Annotated in this window: 13 protein-coding genes; 1 reads left to right on the top strand and 12 read right to left on the bottom strand. The window is 44.8% G+C overall.

Features of this window, described 5'->3' with window-relative positions; genetic code table 11:
• Positions 1-34: 34 nt before the first annotated feature.
• Positions 35-934 carry a GGDEF domain-containing protein gene (locus tag ALT761_RS04725; protein ID WP_129736961.1) on the top strand — a complete coding sequence of 300 codons (900 nt, stop codon included), beginning with the start codon at positions 35-37 and terminating at the stop codon, positions 932-934.
• Positions 935-1,209: 275 nt separating this feature from the next.
• On the opposite strand, the gene tilS is transcribed toward ALT761_RS04725, so the two are convergent.
• The 12 genes from tilS to ALT761_RS04665 all read right to left on the bottom strand — a co-directional run bounded on the left by tilS (position 1,210) and on the right by ALT761_RS04665 (position 16,691).
• Complete coding sequence (gene tilS / locus ALT761_RS04720) at positions 1,210-2,523, bottom strand: tRNA lysidine(34) synthetase TilS (RefSeq protein WP_129736959.1); 1,314 nt, start codon at positions 2,521-2,523, stop codon at positions 1,210-1,212.
• 43 nt (positions 2,524-2,566) lie between these two features.
• A complete protein-coding gene (gene accA, locus ALT761_RS04715; RefSeq protein WP_013785174.1) occupies positions 2,567-3,523 on the bottom strand; it encodes an acetyl-CoA carboxylase carboxyl transferase subunit alpha in 957 nt (318 codons plus the stop codon).
• Between the two features lie 68 nt (positions 3,524-3,591).
• Positions 3,592-7,056, bottom strand: coding sequence for a DNA polymerase III subunit alpha (gene dnaE / locus ALT761_RS04710; protein ID WP_129736957.1), 3,465 nt, complete (start codon positions 7,054-7,056; stop codon positions 3,592-3,594).
• A gap of 2 nt (positions 7,057-7,058) precedes the next feature.
• Positions 7,059-7,634, bottom strand: a complete 576-nt coding sequence (rnhB, locus tag ALT761_RS04705; protein WP_129736955.1) for a ribonuclease HII — start codon at positions 7,632-7,634, stop codon at positions 7,059-7,061.
• Positions 7,627-8,775: a lipid-A-disaccharide synthase gene (gene lpxB / locus ALT761_RS04700; RefSeq protein ID WP_129736953.1), complete on the bottom strand. Its 1,149-nt coding sequence runs from the start codon at positions 8,773-8,775 to the stop codon at positions 7,627-7,629. The genes rnhB and lpxB overlap by 8 nt, the downstream gene beginning before the upstream one ends.
• Positions 8,776-8,790: 15 nt before the next feature.
• Positions 8,791-9,561, bottom strand: a complete 771-nt coding sequence (lpxA, locus tag ALT761_RS04695) for an acyl-ACP--UDP-N-acetylglucosamine O-acyltransferase (RefSeq protein WP_129736951.1) — start codon at positions 9,559-9,561, stop codon at positions 8,791-8,793.
• Between the two features lies 1 nt (position 9,562).
• Positions 9,563-10,012, bottom strand: coding sequence for a 3-hydroxyacyl-ACP dehydratase FabZ (gene fabZ / locus ALT761_RS04690; protein ID WP_013785179.1), 450 nt, complete (start codon positions 10,010-10,012; stop codon positions 9,563-9,565).
• A gap of 174 nt (positions 10,013-10,186) precedes the next feature.
• Positions 10,187-10,702 (bottom strand): OmpH family outer membrane protein, encoded by a 516-nt coding sequence (locus tag ALT761_RS04685; RefSeq protein ID WP_013785180.1) that lies wholly within the window; start codon positions 10,700-10,702, stop codon positions 10,187-10,189.
• A 56-nt stretch (positions 10,703-10,758) separates the two neighbouring features.
• The gene (gene bamA, locus ALT761_RS04680) at positions 10,759-13,236 is read right to left on the bottom strand and encodes an outer membrane protein assembly factor BamA (RefSeq protein ID WP_129736949.1); all 2,478 of its coding nucleotides are present in this window, start codon (positions 13,234-13,236) and stop codon (positions 10,759-10,761) included.
• 58 nt (positions 13,237-13,294) lie between these two features.
• Complete coding sequence (gene rseP / locus ALT761_RS04675; protein WP_129736947.1) at positions 13,295-14,647, bottom strand: sigma E protease regulator RseP; 1,353 nt, start codon at positions 14,645-14,647, stop codon at positions 13,295-13,297.
• Positions 14,641-15,828: a 1-deoxy-D-xylulose-5-phosphate reductoisomerase gene (gene ispC / locus ALT761_RS04670; RefSeq protein WP_129736945.1), complete on the bottom strand. Its 1,188-nt coding sequence runs from the start codon at positions 15,826-15,828 to the stop codon at positions 14,641-14,643. Before ispC ends, rseP begins: the two co-directional genes overlap by 7 nt.
• The gene (locus ALT761_RS04665; RefSeq protein WP_129736943.1) at positions 15,828-16,691 is read right to left on the bottom strand and encodes a phosphatidate cytidylyltransferase; all 864 of its coding nucleotides are present in this window, start codon (positions 16,689-16,691) and stop codon (positions 15,828-15,830) included. The genes ispC and ALT761_RS04665 overlap by 1 nt, the downstream gene beginning before the upstream one ends.
• Positions 16,692-16,742 lie beyond the last annotated feature (51 nt).

Here is a 16,742-nt window from a genome sequence, read left to right as displayed (position 1 = left end):
TGTATATTTTCCGTATTGCTTAAGGGGCATTTCCGTGGATTTCTCTACTACTATCTACGATAGCACACAACATGACAATTTTTATCCTCCTGCTAGCACGGGTCAGGCGTTAACTGCCGGTGAAATAACATCCTTTATCAGCGAGATTTTGTCGACGCTGGAATTGGAAAAACTTGGTGAGATTTACTTTCGCCAATTGAATGGTTTTTTCTCATTGGGCGGTTTTAGCTTATCGGATATTGACACCCGTTGGGTATACGGAAATGCCAAACTATCATCAACTCTTGTGGCGATGTCTTTGCCAGGTGTTACCTCTCAGGAAGGTAAACAAGCCACTGCGCATTACTATTTCGCAGTACCGCTTTCCCTTTCTGAACGTAACGCATTAGAGCAACTTCATGAACTATTTTCGAAACAAGTGGCTCAAGCTCAATCTTTCTTACGCCTACATCAAATGACGACAAAAGATGTGCTAACTGGCTTGGGGAACCGCTCAGGTTTCGATCAGGCGCTTGTACGTCAGCTAGGGTGGGCCCAACGCCACGAGGAAGGTTTTTCACTGCTAGTCATCGACTTAGATAATTTTAAATCGGTAAATGACAGCCACGGTCACCGAGAAGGTGATAACGTTTTGGTCCATGTAGCGTCTCAACTACAACAAGTGCTAAGAGATGAAGATGAAGCATTTCGATTTGGTGGTGACGAGTTCTGTTGCCTTTTAGACTGCCAAACACAATTTCAGTTGGAATGTGCTGCATCGCGGATACAACTTAGTATTAACCAATCACGTTACTTAAGACGCATGAATGTGTCGTGCAGCTTAGGTGGCGCTATTTACCGTGAGGGTGACGATACCGGTAAGCTTTTTGACCGCGCTGATGAGGCACTATACAAAGTGAAGCAATCTGGCAAAAATAGCTACTTGGCCGCTTAAGCCACAAGTTCATAATAGCGTAGTAATTCGAGTACGTTGCGAGGGCGGTGATAACAATACCAACGGAAATTAGCGCCAGTGCTTCGGTAAAATCAATGAAATACCAGAGTGGTTATAGCAGCGTAAAGAGGATACTTTTTACGTATAGTAGGAATAATTAATATATTTAAGTAAATGAGTATGTTTTGGCATGGCTGCCATGAAGATACATTTTACTTTTACCTACTGGCAATTATTTGCCGACTCTGACACCTTATTACTCACATGCATAGACTTTAGTCTACATTCACTATCTCTACAGATAATGTCGCGGGCATGGTGTTCAAGGTAACCACCTTTTGATTTACTACCAACGCAACCGCCGCTTCATCTAAAAAGATTACGGGCACTTCGGCTCTTTCCCACGTGGGCACCTTCCATTGCTTGAACCATTCTTTAAGTAATTTTGATACCTGCGCACTTTTGGGTTTTACACGAAGTCCCTTCACGCCCATTTTAATGGTTACTGCGCCAGACAGCTTATTTGTCACCCGAAGTGTTAGCGGTTCTCTCAACCAATACAGTTCGGTGTCGACGCTATCTCTTACATCAAGGGATTGGGGTATTTGGGTGTTTCGTTTTGGTAACCAATAAAGGTCGTTGTTGAACCTGGCTACCTTCCCCCATGAAAACGATACTTCAGGCGTAGCATCTTGTTTCGCCGTTAGCGTATTTTCTATTTGCGCTAATTGTGCTTGAGAAGGTAACAACGCTGATTGCTTTGAAAACCACTGTCGCAGTACAGCTCGCTGCCAGTTTTGAGACAAGGTAAGCAAGGTAGCGCCTTTTAACTGAGTATCTGTCTTTAAGCATTGACTAAGATGCACTTCAGCCTGCTCTGTTACTAAAGCGGTTTGCTCGGCACACAATTGCGCGCTCCGTAGCGCAGTTTTAGACAGCTGAGGCCATCGCTCAGATAACGCAGGAATAATCTGATTGCGAAGAAAGTTACGATCATAACGATTATCTGCATTTGACTCATCGTTGACCCACTGTAAATTAAGCTGAGTTGCGGCATCAACAATGTCAGTTTTTTGAAGTGCTAGCATTGGACGAACGGTAAGTATTCCATTTCGCCATTGTTGCGCGCCCATGCCTGCTAGCCCTTGTGGCCCCGCACCGCGCTTTAACTGTAACAGTAAAGTTTCTAGCTGATCTTCAGCATGTTGTCCTAATAAGAGTACCCCATTGTGGGTATGGCAAAACTCATGAAGTACTTTATAGCGTGCATCTCTGGCTTCAGCTTCAAGGCTCTTACGAGCGCCATTATCAACGGCCACGTGGTAATGCGTAAGCGGAATCGATAATTTGTCGCACTCAGATTGGCAGTGGTGTAACCACGTATCGGCATTATCGCTCAACCCATGATGTACATGAACGGCGTGCACCGGTGTAGAAGTTTGCTCTCGAAAGGCATGCAAGGCGTGAAGTAATAAAGAGGAGTCCACTCCTCCACTGTAAGCAACAGCAAGAAGAGGTGGCGCTTCAAATGGAGTATTAGCAAGTGCTGCGGTGATAGACTCGCAGATGTGATTTACAATCTCACTCACTTGCTAGACTCATTCTACTCGTTTCTTCTAACGTTTCGTTTAACTAGCAGTAGCCGAAAGACATAAGGCGTTGATAACGCTCTTCCATCAAGTCAGCGGTATCTAAGCTTTTAAGTTGACTTAATTGCTGTTTAAGCACGGCTTTTAAGTTCGCCGCCATACTAGTATGGTCTCGGTGAGCGCCGCCTAACGGCTCTTCAACAATACTATTAATTAAGCCTAGCTCTTTAATCTGGCCTGCACTTACGCCCATTGCTTCTGCCGCTAATGGTGCTTTTTCTGCACTTTTCCACAAAATCGACGCACAACCTTCAGGCGAAATAACCGAGTAAGTTGAGTATTGCAGCATGTTCACACGATCGCCAACACCAATCGCAAGCGCACCACCTGAACCACCTTCACCGATAACGGTACAAATGATTGGCACCGTAAGCTCTGCCATTTCAAACAAGTTTTTGGCAATGGCTTCACTTTGTCCACGCTCTTCCGCACCCACACCTGGGTAAGCCCCTGGGGTATCGATGAAAGTAATAATTGGCAAATTGAAACGCTCTGCCATTTTCATCAAACGGAGTGCTTTACGATAACCTTCAGGTTTAGGCATACCAAAGTTACGCTTAATTTTTTCATTGGTGTCACGCCCTTTTTGATGCCCAATCACCATTACAGGTTGCCCATCTAACATAGCTGGGCCACCAAGAATGGCTTTATCATCAGCGAAAGCTCTGTCTCCTGCCAACTCGTCAAAGTCGGTAAAAATACGCGGGATGTAATCTAGCGTATAAGGGCGCATAGGGTGGCGAGCAAGTTGTGATACTTGCCACGCACCTAAGTCAGAAAAAATCTTTTTTGTTAGCTCTGCGCTTTTACCACGCAGCTTGTTAATATCTTCTTCAATACCAACATCGAATTCACCGCCTTGATTTACTAACCTAAGCTCTTCAATTTTTGCTTCTAATTCGGCTATCGGCTGTTCAAAGTCCAAAAACTGTATACTCATTGTATGTCCTATTCGTACTGCGCTTGTCAATGCCAACGCGAGATAGTCAATCTATCGAACTCTACCCATTAATGGTAGAGGATTGAAACGGCTTTTTCTCCCAAACATTGTTTGAGATCGTGCAAAAGTTGATCCTCTGGTGTAACAAACCACCGTGCACCGCACGTAATCAGTGCTTCTGCATCAGGATGCGTTACTAATAAATGCACCGGGCAACTTCCGCCTTTAAAGGCCTGCAAGATAGATTGCATTTGATTAATCTTTTTCGGTTCAAGCAACTGGGTTTCAACATTTAACGCTAATGCTCTCGCGTTTTTCTCCCGTGCCTGAACAATGTCCATTACATCACGGGCGGTGATTGTATTGCCCCCAGAGAAATCATCAAAGCTGACCTGTCCCTTTATAAGCAATATTTTGTCAGTTTCTAGCATAGATTCATACTGTTCGAAGGTATCAGGGAAAAAACGAGCGTCTATTCGCGCACTTTTATCATCAAGTGTGACAATAGCCCAACGCCTTCCCCGCTTATTGGTCATTACCCTAACCCCAAGCACTAGGCCAACGGCATTAGCCATTTGCTCCTTGCCTGTGGGCTTTAAGTCAACCAACCTTCCATCGGTGTAATGCCTAATTTCTTCTGCGTATTGATTAATAGGGTGCCCTGTAAGGTATAAACCTAAGGTATCTTTTTCACCTTCCAACCATACTTTTTCTGGCCACAACGGCACATCGGCAAAAGCTTGCTCTACTTCATCAGGCTCAGTAGTGAGCAACCCGAACATATCCGACTGCCCAAACGATTCTGCTTTAGCATGTTGCCCCGCGGCCGCGATAGCATCGGGTAAAGAGGCCATGAGCGCAGCCCTGTGAGGCCCTAAATTATCTAGCGCACCCGCGAGTACTAGTTTTTCTAGTACCCGTTTATTAACACGCTTAATATCAATCTTTGCGCAAAAATCGAATAGATCTTTAAACGCACCTTGGTTCTCTCTGGCTTCTATAATGGCTTCAATCGGGCCTTCACCTACCCCTTTGATGGCACCAATGCCGTAAACTATTCTACCTTTCTCATCCACGGTGAACTTATGCTTACCCGCATTTAAGTCAGGGGGTAATAATTCAAGACCCATTCGACTGCATTCATCAACCAAGGTAACGATTTTATCGGTGTTATCCATATCGGCCGACATTACCGCCGCCATGAATTCTGCAGGATAATGGGCTTTTAACCATAAGGTTTGATAAGACACCAAAGCATACGCAGCAGAGTGAGATTTGTTAAACCCGTAACCTGCGAATTTTTCTACCAAGTCGAAAATTTTCATCGCCAAGTCTGGATCGATGTTGTTGTTCTTCGACCCTTCTGCGAACGCGCCACGTTGCTTTGCCATTTCCTCAGGCTTTTTCTTACCCATAGCTCGACGTAATAAGTCGGCGCCACCTAGGGAATAGCCCGCCATTTCCTGCGCTATTTGCATAACTTGTTCTTGATACAAGATAATGCCGTAGGTGGGCTCTAGAATTTCTTGCAAGCATTCGTGCTGATATTCAGCGTCTGGATACGAGATGGCTTCTCGACCGTGCTTACGGTCGATAAAGTTATCTACCATGCCCGACTGCAATGGCCCCGGCCTAAACAGGGCTACCAATGCGATAATATCTTCAAAACTATCCGGTTTAAGACGCTTGATTAGCTCTTTCATACCTCGGGATTCCAACTGGAACACCGCTGTAGTTTCCGCATTTAGCAGGGTACGAAAGCTTTTTGAATCCGCCAAAGGAATAGAGGTAATATCAATATCGATACCCTTCCCTTCCTTCACCATATCAATGGCCCATTGAATAATAGTTAGCGTACGCAAACCAAGGAAATCGAACTTAACCAACCCAGCAGTTTCAACATCGTTTTTATCAAACTGGGTAACGGGGTTATTACCCTCATCGTCGCAGTATAGCGGCGCGAAATCGGTAATAGTGGTTGGCGCTATTACCACGCCACCAGCATGTTTACCGGCATTTCGCGTTACCCCTTCTAAAATACGCGCCATATCGATAAGGTCTTTAACCTCTTCGTCTTGGTCGTACACTTCAGGTAAACGAGGCTCGGCGGCAAACGCTTTTTCAAGGGTCATGCCTGGGTCTGGTGGAATAAGCTTTGAGATACGATCGACAAAACCGTAGGGGTGGCCTAATACACGCCCCACATCCCGAACCACGGCTTTAGCCGCCATCGTACCAAAAGTAATAATCTGCGATACCGCCTGACGACCATAAAGCTCGGCCACATGGTCGATAACTTCATCTCGTCTATCCATACAGAAATCGACATCGAAATCCGGCATTGATACCCGTTCAGGGTTAAGGAATCGTTCGAAGAGCAGGTCGAACTCAAGCGGGTCTAGGTCGGTAATATCTAATGCGTAAGCCACTAGCGAGCCCGCACCAGAACCACGACCTGGTCCTACTGGAATGTTGTTATCTTTACTCCACTGAATGAACTCCATGACGATAAGGAAGTAACCAGGGAAACCCATTTGGTTGATTACTTCCAACTCGATACGGAGTCTGTCGTCGTATTCGGGCCGTTTTTCTGCACGTTCTTGTTCATCAGGAAACAAGAACGCTAAACGGCGCTCAAGCCCTTCTTCTGACACTTTTACTAAGAAATCTTCAGTGGTCATGCCGCCCGTAGGAAACTGGGGCAGAAAGTATTCGTCTAATCGTACTGTAACGTTGCATCGCTTAGCGATTTCAACCGTATTTTCTATCGCTTCAGGAATATCACTGAATAGCTCCACCATTTCTTCGCTGGTACGAAGATACTGCTGGTCGCTGTATCGCTTAGGCCTGCGTGTATCATCTAGGGTGTAGCCATCGTGAATACATACCCGTATTTCGTGGGCGTCGTACCCTTCTCTATCAATGAAACACACTTCATTGGTGGCCACCACAGGCAGACCTTCCCGTTCAGCACATTCCACCGCGCGATGTAAATAGTCTTCTTCGCCAGGGCGGCCGGTACGAATTAGCTCAAGATAAAAACGGTCTGGGAAATGGGTTTGATAAAAGGCTAGCGATTCTGCCAGCAAACCGGTGTTATTTTTAGTTAGTGCAACACCAACATCTCCTAACTGGGCACCAGAGAGGATGATAACGCCTTCTGCATGTTCAATAAGCCAGTCTTGGTCTATAACCGCTCTATGCGCAACATGACCTCGCAAATAGGCCTTAGAAATAAGAACCGTAATGTTCTTATAGCCCTCATTATTCATCGCAAGCAAGGTAAGACGGAAAGGCTCATCGCCAAAAGCTTCATTAGTCACCCAAAAATCGGTACCAATAATAGGCTTAATGCCAAGCCCATGCGCGCCGGAATAAAACTTTACCAAACCACACATATTCATTTGGTCGGTAATTGCCACAGCAGGCATGTTGTACTCAGACACTTTGCCAAGTATGGGCTTAACCTTATTAAGCCCATCCATCATGGAATAATCGCTGTGTACGCGTAAATGAATAAAAGGCGAGGACATAATTATTGAATCTCTTGTAGTAGTGCCTTAACTGGTTTAAAGCTTTTGCGATAACCATCAATCACGCCATGGGTGGCGAGTGCTTCAAAATGCGCTTTTGTAGGATAACCCTTATGGCCAGCAAAACCATACTCAGGATGTAATTCATCAAGTGCCAGCATATCGTTATCACGTTCTACTTTGGCGATGATGGAAGCGGCAGAAATTTCAGCGTGTAAGCTATCGCCTTTGACCACAGCTTCTGCAGCATAAGGCCAATCAGGCAAACGGTTGCCATCAACACGAACAAAGTCTGGCGTTACCGCTAAGCCTTCGACAGCGCGCTTCATGGCTAACATGGTAGCATGGAGAATATTCAGGGTGTCGATTTCTTCTGGTGTGGCGCGCCCGATGTGCCAATAAAGCGCTTTCGCTTTTATTTCAGCGGCTAACGCAATGCGCTTTTTTTCACTGAGCTTTTTAGAGTCGGTTAACCCTACTATGGGGTTGGCTGGGTCGAGTATAACGGCGGCGGTTACCACATCCCCAACAAGAGGGCCTCTACCAACTTCATCTACGCCGGCTATTAACTTATGCAAACAATTCCTCCACTACAGCTTGTGCTGCTGTTTTATCAGCATTGCATTTTAGCGTATGGTGGAGGTCGGTGAAACGGGAAATTAAGTCAGTGTTATCACTGTCGAAATAAGTAAGGGCATGCTGGCTTAATGTATCTGGGTTAACGTCTTCTTGAAGCAGTTCTGGCACTAACGCTTCATTAGCCAATAAATTGGGTAAAGCGAAAAAAGGCGCTTTATACAAACGCTGCATTATTTTATAGGTTATTGGCGACAATTTATACGCCACTACCATGGGGCGTTTGCACAACATGGCTTCCAACGTAGCGGTGCCAGATGCGAGCAATATAACATTACTGGCAATCATAGCGTCGCGAGACGTACCCTCAGTAACGTGAATAGGCAGCCTTTCACTGGCATTATTAGCCTCTTTCAACATACCATTAATTTGCTCAAGCCGATGCGCATTCGCAGCGGGAATGACAAACTCAATATCTGGTCTTTGCGCCGCAATCTTTTCCATGGTTTCGATAAAAATAGGGAGAAGCGTATCGACCTCGCCACGACGAGAACCAGGCAGCACAGCTAATACCGCTTTATCGATAGGTAAATTAAGTGTTTTGCGAGAAGCTTGTTGGTCAGGCGTTAAAGCAATGCTATCGGCCATGGTGTGGCCAACAAAGGTATAGGGCACATCGTATTTATCATAAACCTGCTGCTCGAAAGGAAATAAACCCAACACGCGGCCTGCTGCCTTGGCAATTTTATGCACCCGCTTTTCACGCCACGCCCAAATAGTTGGGCTAACGTAGTGAATGGTTTTAATACCTTTGGATTTAAGTTCTTTTTCTACCCGCAGGTTAAAATCTGGGGCATCTACGCCAACAAAAATATCAGGCGGGTTATCAGAGAAATGCGCGAGCAGCGCTTTTTTGACTTTTAAAATAGCGGGTAGATGAGACAGTACTTCAACTAACCCCATTACAGATAAGGTTTCCATATCAAATAAGCTATGAAAACCTTGAGCTTGCATATTAGGCCCGCCTATTCCCTCAATAATAGCATCAGGGTATAGGCGTTTTAATTCGGCGACCATACCAGCAGCGAGTACATCGCCTGACGGCTCGCCTGCCACCATCGCGATACGCAAAGGTTTACTCATGATAGCGGGCTCATGTTATCTAATGATACCGCGCTCTGCGTTCTTTAAAAACGCAGTCATAAGTGCAACACCGCTAGAATCTGCTTCTTGCGAAGAAAGAATCTCTACCGCTTCGGCCACCGTATTACCTTCACGGTAAATAACTTTATAGGCACGTTTAATCGCCATTATTTCATCTTTATCGAAACCGCGACGACGTAAACCTTCAGAGTTGATGCCCTGAGGAATGTTTTTTGTACCGCTGACCATCACAAAAGGAGGTGTATCGCGAAGAATAATACCGCCAGCGCCTAAGAACGCATGTGCACCCACTTTACAAAATTGGTGTATACCAACCGCACCGCCCACAATAACGAAATCATCAATGTGAACATGCCCGGCAACGGCAACGTTATTGGCTAAAATAATATCATTACCCAACACACAATCGTGGGCAATGTGTGAATTCACCATAAATAAACAACGCGAACCAATAATGGTTTCACTGTTATCTTGAATGGTGCCACGATGCACAGTCACGCCTTCACGAAATTCGTTGTCATCACCAATAATTAAATTTGTGGGTTCACCAGCATATTTTTTATCTTGGCAATCTTCACCAATTGATGAAAATTGATAGAAGGTATTATTCTTGCCAATGCGGGTGGTGCCGCGAACGACCACATGAGACTTCAATACACAGCCATCGCCAATCGTCACATCGTCATCAATCACGCAGAATGGACCAATAGTGACGTTTTCGCCAATAGATGCTTTATCTGAAATTACCGCAGTAGGATGGATCACGTTAGGTCATCTCTCTCATTGCACACATAAACTCTGCAACACATACATTTTCGCCATCAACAGTTGCAACGCCTTTAAACTTCCAGATGCCCCGCCTTTCTTTTACCAAGGCAACATCAAATTCTAGTTTGTCTCCAGGTACAACAGGACGTTTAAACCGAGCATTGTCAATTCCTGCATATAAATACAATTTATCATTTTGGCCCATGGTTTTAAAACCAAGAACGCCCGCGGCTTGTGCCATGGCTTCTAGTATAAGCACGCCTGGAAAAATAGGGCGGCCTGGGAAGTGCCCGGTAAAGCAAGGCTCGTTAAAAGTGATATTTTTATATGCTTTAATTGATTCACCCAGAACGTAGTCTGTTACTCGATCAACCAACAGGAACGGGTATCTGTGAGGAAGTAACGACAGAATTTCCTGAATTTCTATGGTATTGAGTGAAGTGGTCAAAAACTATCTCCTATAGTGCAAGCATGACCTAAAAACTGTTTCATGGTCACAAACTCGCCGTAAATTACTAAAACGGCGGCAACCATACGCTGTTAGGCGCAAAAAACAAATCAGACCAACCCCTTTCGGGCGTTGGTCTGATGAAATTAGCGACAAACTGTAAGCATTTCTGCCTTAGTTTACTTTGCTAACCTGTTCTAATACTTGCTCTGACATGTCGTATTGTTCTTTTACGAAAGGCGTTGCCGTTGCGTTAAGTACAATGTCATAACCTTGTTTAGCGGCAACTGAATCAATTGCTTGCTTGATAAGGCTGAATAATTTGTTTTGTTCTTCGTTACTACGACGCTGAATGTTTTGCTTAAGCGGTTGCGCTTTTTCTGCTAACTCTTCACGTACAGCCAACATTTTTTGCTCAAGTTCTTTCTTTTCTTGAGCACTCATTGTTGCTGCGTCGCGTTGTAGACGTTCTGCGAAGAACTGACCATCACGTTGAAGCTGATTAACTTCTTCAATGCGGTCTTTAAACTCCACCTGAATGGCGTTTTGAATTTCAGCAGCCTGAGGCATAGCTTGAAAAATGCCCTGAACATCAACAACAGCAATTTTTTGCTCTGCCATTACTGAAGTACTAACTAGTGCGCTACCAAGCATTGCACCTGCAACAATATGTTTAACCAACTGTTTCAAAAGGAACTCCTTTTATCCATCTTTTTATCTGGGTGCCAATGGCCCCGTTTAATATTTTAGAATGTCTGACCGATATTAAAGGTGAAGAATTTAGCATCATCACCATCACGTTCTTGAATAGCTCTTGAGAAGCTAAATACCATCGGCCCCATTGGTGAGATCCATTGTACCGAAATACCAGCAGAACTACGATACAGTGACCAATCAGAATAGTCTATCAACGAACCATACTGAGTACTAGACTGACTAAAGTCTTTGTATTCGTCGTAATCGAACTCAGTATCCCACACGTTGCCCACATCCACAAATAGACTAGTTCGTACCGAGTTATCCATATCAGCTTCCACAAAAGGAGTGGGAACAATTAACTCAAGACCACCTAGTGCCATTGCATTACCACCGAGGCTGCGGCTTGACAATGTAATCACATCATCAATAGGGTCTGTTGGGTAAACTTCGCCATCAGGGCCACTTAAAGAGCCACTTGGTGAGCGAATGATACCACGCGGACCTACGGTGTTGTTTTCAAATCCACGAAGTGAATCAGCACCACCTGCGGTGAAGTTTTCGGTAAACGGTAATATTTGCTCGTTACCATCTACATCACCATAGCCGTTACCGTAACCCATTCTAATTCTTGCAAGTACTGACCAACGCTGGTTTCTTGATAGTGGGAAGTACCACTTTCCATCAAACAAGGTTTTGAAGTAGTTCACATCTGAATTAGGTGTAGTAATACTAAATGAGGCACGCTGTGACGAGCCAGCCGTAGGGAATAAACCACGGTTTAATGTACTGCGGCTCCAACTTACGCTGGCAAGATAGCTATGATATTTAATGGGCGCATCGGGATCATCTCCGTCAAGGAACTGGTTATAAAACTGTTCCGTTTGCTCATAATAACCACGGTTATAAAGCTCTACGTTGCTGTACGTTAGTCCGAAGTTGATTCGGTTAAATTCATTTATCGGATAACCGATATTTGCACCTACAGACCACTGCTTAGAGTTGTACTGAATAACGTTAAAGTCTGAGCCATCAAATTCACTATACCCTAGTGAACCACCTAAACTTATACCGTCGATGGTAAAGTAAGGATCGTTATAGGTAATTTGCGCCGAACGCTGATAAGAAACCGTACTTAGGTTTAAACCCACGCGCTTACCGGTACCCAAGAAGTTATCTTGCTGAATACCCGCTTGAAGGCTTAACTTAGTTTGGTCGCCATAACCAATACCTGCGTTAAATGAACCAGAGGGCTGCTCTTTAACGTTGAAGTTGACGTCTACTTGGTCATCTTGACCCGGAATTCGGATGGTTTCAAATTCAACCTCTTCCATATACGTCAAACGAGACAATTGGTTCTTGGAAGACTCAAGCAAGTTATTTGATAACCAGGTGCCTTCCATCTGACTTACGTTCTGACGTAACACGTTATCAGCAGTAACCACGTTACCGTTGAACTTAATACGTTTAACGTAGATACGTTTGCCTGGGTCCACTGACAGTGTCAGCTTAACGGTTTTATCTTCATCGTTGATGTTTGGTACTGTGGTCACTGTTGGATAAGCATAACCAAATCTACCAAGATACTTACTAATAAATTCTTCTGTGTAAGTCACTTCAGCCTGGTTATAAAGCTCACCTGGTGTAAGTGGAAGTACACGCTGAATATAATCTTCATGCCCGAGCACATCACCGACTAGCTCCACTTCAGAAATAGTATATTGCTCGCCTTCACTTACGTTCATTGCCACGTAAATGCCCGACTTTTCAGGGGTCATGGATACTTGTGTAGAATCTACATTGAAGCGTAGGTAACCACGATCTAAATAGTGGTTACGTAATGATTCCATATCACCTTGCAACGTTTGTTGCTGATAGCGAGTTTCTGACAAGAAATCCCACCATGGTGTATCGAACTGCAGCTCAAACTGGTCCATCAACTCTGCATCAGTAAAAATCTCGTTACCAACGATATTGATTTGTTGAATTTTTGCCGCATCACCTTCTTCGAAAAGTAATTTCAAATCGACACGATTTCGAGGAAGTGGCGTAATAATCGCTGTTACGTCAGCGTTATATTTACCAATGCTGTAAAAGAAATCTTTCAAGCCATTTTCAATTGACGTTAGAACGGTCTTATCTAAAGGCTCGCCTAAGCGCACGCCATTGCCGTCTAAGCTTTCTTGGAGTTGCTCATCTTTAATATCATCGTTGCCCTCAAAAATAATGTTACTTATTGTGGGGCGTTCGGCTACGCGTACTACCAATGTGTTGCCGTCACGCAGAATTTCGACGTTCTCGAAATGCGTTGATGAGTACAGAGAACGGATAAGCTGGGTTACCCGGAAGGTATTTAGCTCATCACCAACCTGAACTGGCAAATAGGTTAAGGCTGCACCTAGTGCTACCCGTTGTAGACCTTCTACTCGAATATCTTCTACAACGAATTCACTATTCTGCGCCGCAGCATTGGCAAAGCTAGCACTGGAAAAAATGGCTCCGGCTGCTACTAACTGTTTTAACTTCATCTATTTTTCTTTTCCTGGCCGCGTTTTATGTTAGCTGTTTTATGTTTCCTGACTTTCATCAGGCTATGCGAGCAATATCGTTCATAATAGCGATACCCATTATCATAAACAGAAGCACGCCACCGATTCTGTAACCCCACTCCTGTACCGCATCAGGCACAGGCTTGCCGGTAAGCCATTCCACGATGTAAAACATCAGGTGACCACCATCTAGCATGGGCAAGGGTAGTAAATTAATTATGCCTAAATTCACACTGATTAAGGCAAGAAAGCTCAAAAAGTAAGCCAAGCCGTAACCGGCACTGGTTCCTGCTCCTTGAGCGATGGATATAGGCCCACTTAAATTTTTCACCGAAACATCGCCGGTAACCAATTTGCCTATCATCTCAACACTGAGTGTCATTAAGCGCCACGTTTTATCTAGCGCTCTTCCAACGGCCTCTACTATGCCATATTGATGGGTAAACACATACCCTTCAGGCCAAGCTTCAAACGTTGGGCTGACCCCTAAATACCCAGTTTGCCCTTCTGGTGTATCGCGGCGCGCTATCGTTGCACGCAGTTGCTGGGGTTGTCCATCCCTTTCAATCGACAATACAACCGAATCTCCAGGGCTTTCAACAATCACATCAACTAATGCCTGCCATGTGGTTAATTCATCACCATTTAAAGCGAGTAATTTATCACCTGGCTGCAAACCAGCCTTTTGTGCTGCACTGTCCTCTCCAACAAAACCCACTTCCAAAGTTGGATTAGGACGAAATGGAGTTATTCCTAGACTGCTTAAAGGAGACTCGCTATCAGGGTCAAAGTTCCAACCCTCAAGTGTAAATGTTACTTCTTTTTCTTTTTTGTCTTGGGTTAATACCGTCACTAGCGCTGATTCTTGACCAATATAAGAAACCACTTCAAGGTTTACCGCTTCCCAATCTGGGGTACTGCGAGAGCCTACCTTAATGACTTCATCGCCTTGTACGATGCCTGCTTGAGCAGCAATGCTTTCAGGTTCAATATTGCCAATAACGGGTTTTACTGTTTGAAGCCCCACTAGATACATTAACCACAATGCAAACACAGCAAAGATAAAGTTAACGCCGGGCCCAGCAAAAATAATAGCCATGCGTTGTAACACTGGCTTATGGTTAAACGCCTTATGTTCTAGCTCTGGAGGGACGTCGTCAATTCGTCCATCAAGCATGCGTACGTAGCCACCGAGCGGGATCATAGCAATCACATACTCAGTGCCTGCTTTACTGGTTCTACGCCAAAGCGGCTTGCCAAAACCAATAGAAAAACGCTCTACTTGTACACCACAACGTCGGGCTATATAAAAATGCCCCCATTCATGTACCGCCACTAAAATACCTAGCGCGACAATAAATGCACCCAAGCTCCATAAAAATCCTAACACGCGAACTTACCTCTAATGACTTGGTCTGCTACCGCTCGGGCGGCAGTATCCTGTTCAAGGATTTGTTGGATAGATGAAACGGTTACTGGTTCCATTTTGTTTAGGGTTTCTTCATTGACTACTGCAATATCCGTAAACCCTATTCTTCCCTCTAGAAAAGAGGCAACCGCTATTTCATTTGCAGCATTTAATCGGGTGGTGGCTGCTTGCCCTTCTCGGCATGCATCTATAGCGAGCTTCAAATTTGGATAGCGCGTAAAACAAGGGGTTTCAAAGCTGAAATTGGCCATATCAGAAAAATCTAACGGCTTCACCCCAGCATCAATACGAGAAGGATAGGCAAGACCATAAGCAATGGGGGTACGCATATCTGGATTGCCCAACTGCGCTATTACCGAACCGTCTACATACTGCACCATTGAATGGATAAAACTTTGAGGATGGACCACCACTTGAATGTCGTCTGGTGATGCGCCAAATAACCAGCAGGCTTCAATAAACTCAAGCCCTTTGTTCATCATAGTGGCCGAATCTATCGTGATTTTACGCCCCATAGACCAATTAGGGTGGCTGCTCGCTTCATCAATCGTAATAGCATTAAAGGAGCCTAATTCACGCTCTCTGAAAGGCCCACCAGAGCCGGTTAGCAAAATTTTGCTAATACCCGCCTTCTCCAATTCGCCATACTCATAACCTTGAGGGAGACATTGAAAGATAGCGTTATGCTCACTGTCTATAGGTAAAATTTCTGCGCCGCTTTGTGTTGCAGCATCAATAAATAATGCACCAGACATCACTAGCGCTTCTTTATTTGCTAATAATACTTTTTTACCCGCTTTCACAGCCGCTAATGTAGGTAGCAAACCTGCCGCCCCCACTATGGCCGCCATCACAGTATCGACTTCGGCTGCACAAGACACGTCTTCTAAAGCTTTAGCGCCACAGAGTATTTCCGCGGTGATATTGTATTCTGTCGCTAGCGTGCAAGCCTCTTTGTACCTAGCTTCATCCGCAACCACCACGAATCGAGGCGAGCACTTCTGCGCTTGCTGCATAAGTAATTCAAGCTGACCATTACCAGTGATAGCAAAGGTGCGGTATTTTTCAGGATGGCGATTAATAACATCCAGGGTATTACAACCAATAGAGCCGGTTGCCCCTAAAACGGTAACGGTTTGCATCACGCCATCCACGTTACATAGCAGAACGCAAAGACCGGAAATGCAGCAGTTAAGCTATCTATTCTGTCAAGCACTCCGCCGTGTCCAGGCAGAATTTTCCCGCTATCTTTAATACCCGCACAGCGTTTGAGCATACTTTCGTTAAGGTCACCTAATGCCGAAACCGCCACGGTAATGCCGCCAATAATGAGGTGCAACCAAATGCGTGAAGGCTCAACTTGATAGTGCAATGCAGCAAAAGCAATAATGGCAAATGAAGCTGCAATGCCGCCTATAAGACCTTCTAAACTTTTACCAGGGGAAACATTAGGACGTAACTTATGGCGACCAAATTTAACGCCTACGAAGAAAGCGCCTATATCTGCCGCCCACACGATACCTAAAACGTAGAAAATAAGTGATGCACCATAAAAGGGGTCTACATCGTGCAAACTAGTACGAAGGGCAATAACCGCCACCCAAGTTGGAATTAAGGTAAGTAAGCCGAACACGGTACGTACACTGCGGCTTTCACGCCAAAACTTGGTGTATTTTGGGTATGCCAGCACCATGAAAAGAGAAACTATCCACCACACCACTGCTATACCTAAAATTCCGTGATATAAATCGTGAAGTTGGCCTTGATACCAAATAACACTGGTATCAACAATTAAGGATAAGCTAATGCAGATAGCGAATGCTGCTGCCATAAAGAGTATTTTTTTAGGACGCTCACATATGCCGGACATATTAGCCCATTCATAAGCGCCTATGGCAACCACACCGGAGATTGCAATTTCAAACCAGAAGATAGGCAGAAACAGTATGGAAAATAGCGCCAAAGGCGCGAGAATTAACGCTGTTATTATTCTTTGTTTTAGCATAATTGGCTCTCGGCTCCTGTGCTCAGGCCTGCCCTGATGCCTGCCTGCATA

Origin of the sequence: Alteromonas sp. 76-1 (genome assembly GCF_900654235.1) — a bacterium.
GTDB lineage: Bacteria > Pseudomonadota > Gammaproteobacteria > Enterobacterales > Alteromonadaceae > Alteromonas > Alteromonas naphthalenivorans.
This window is presented reverse-complemented; position numbering and strand designations above follow the sequence as displayed.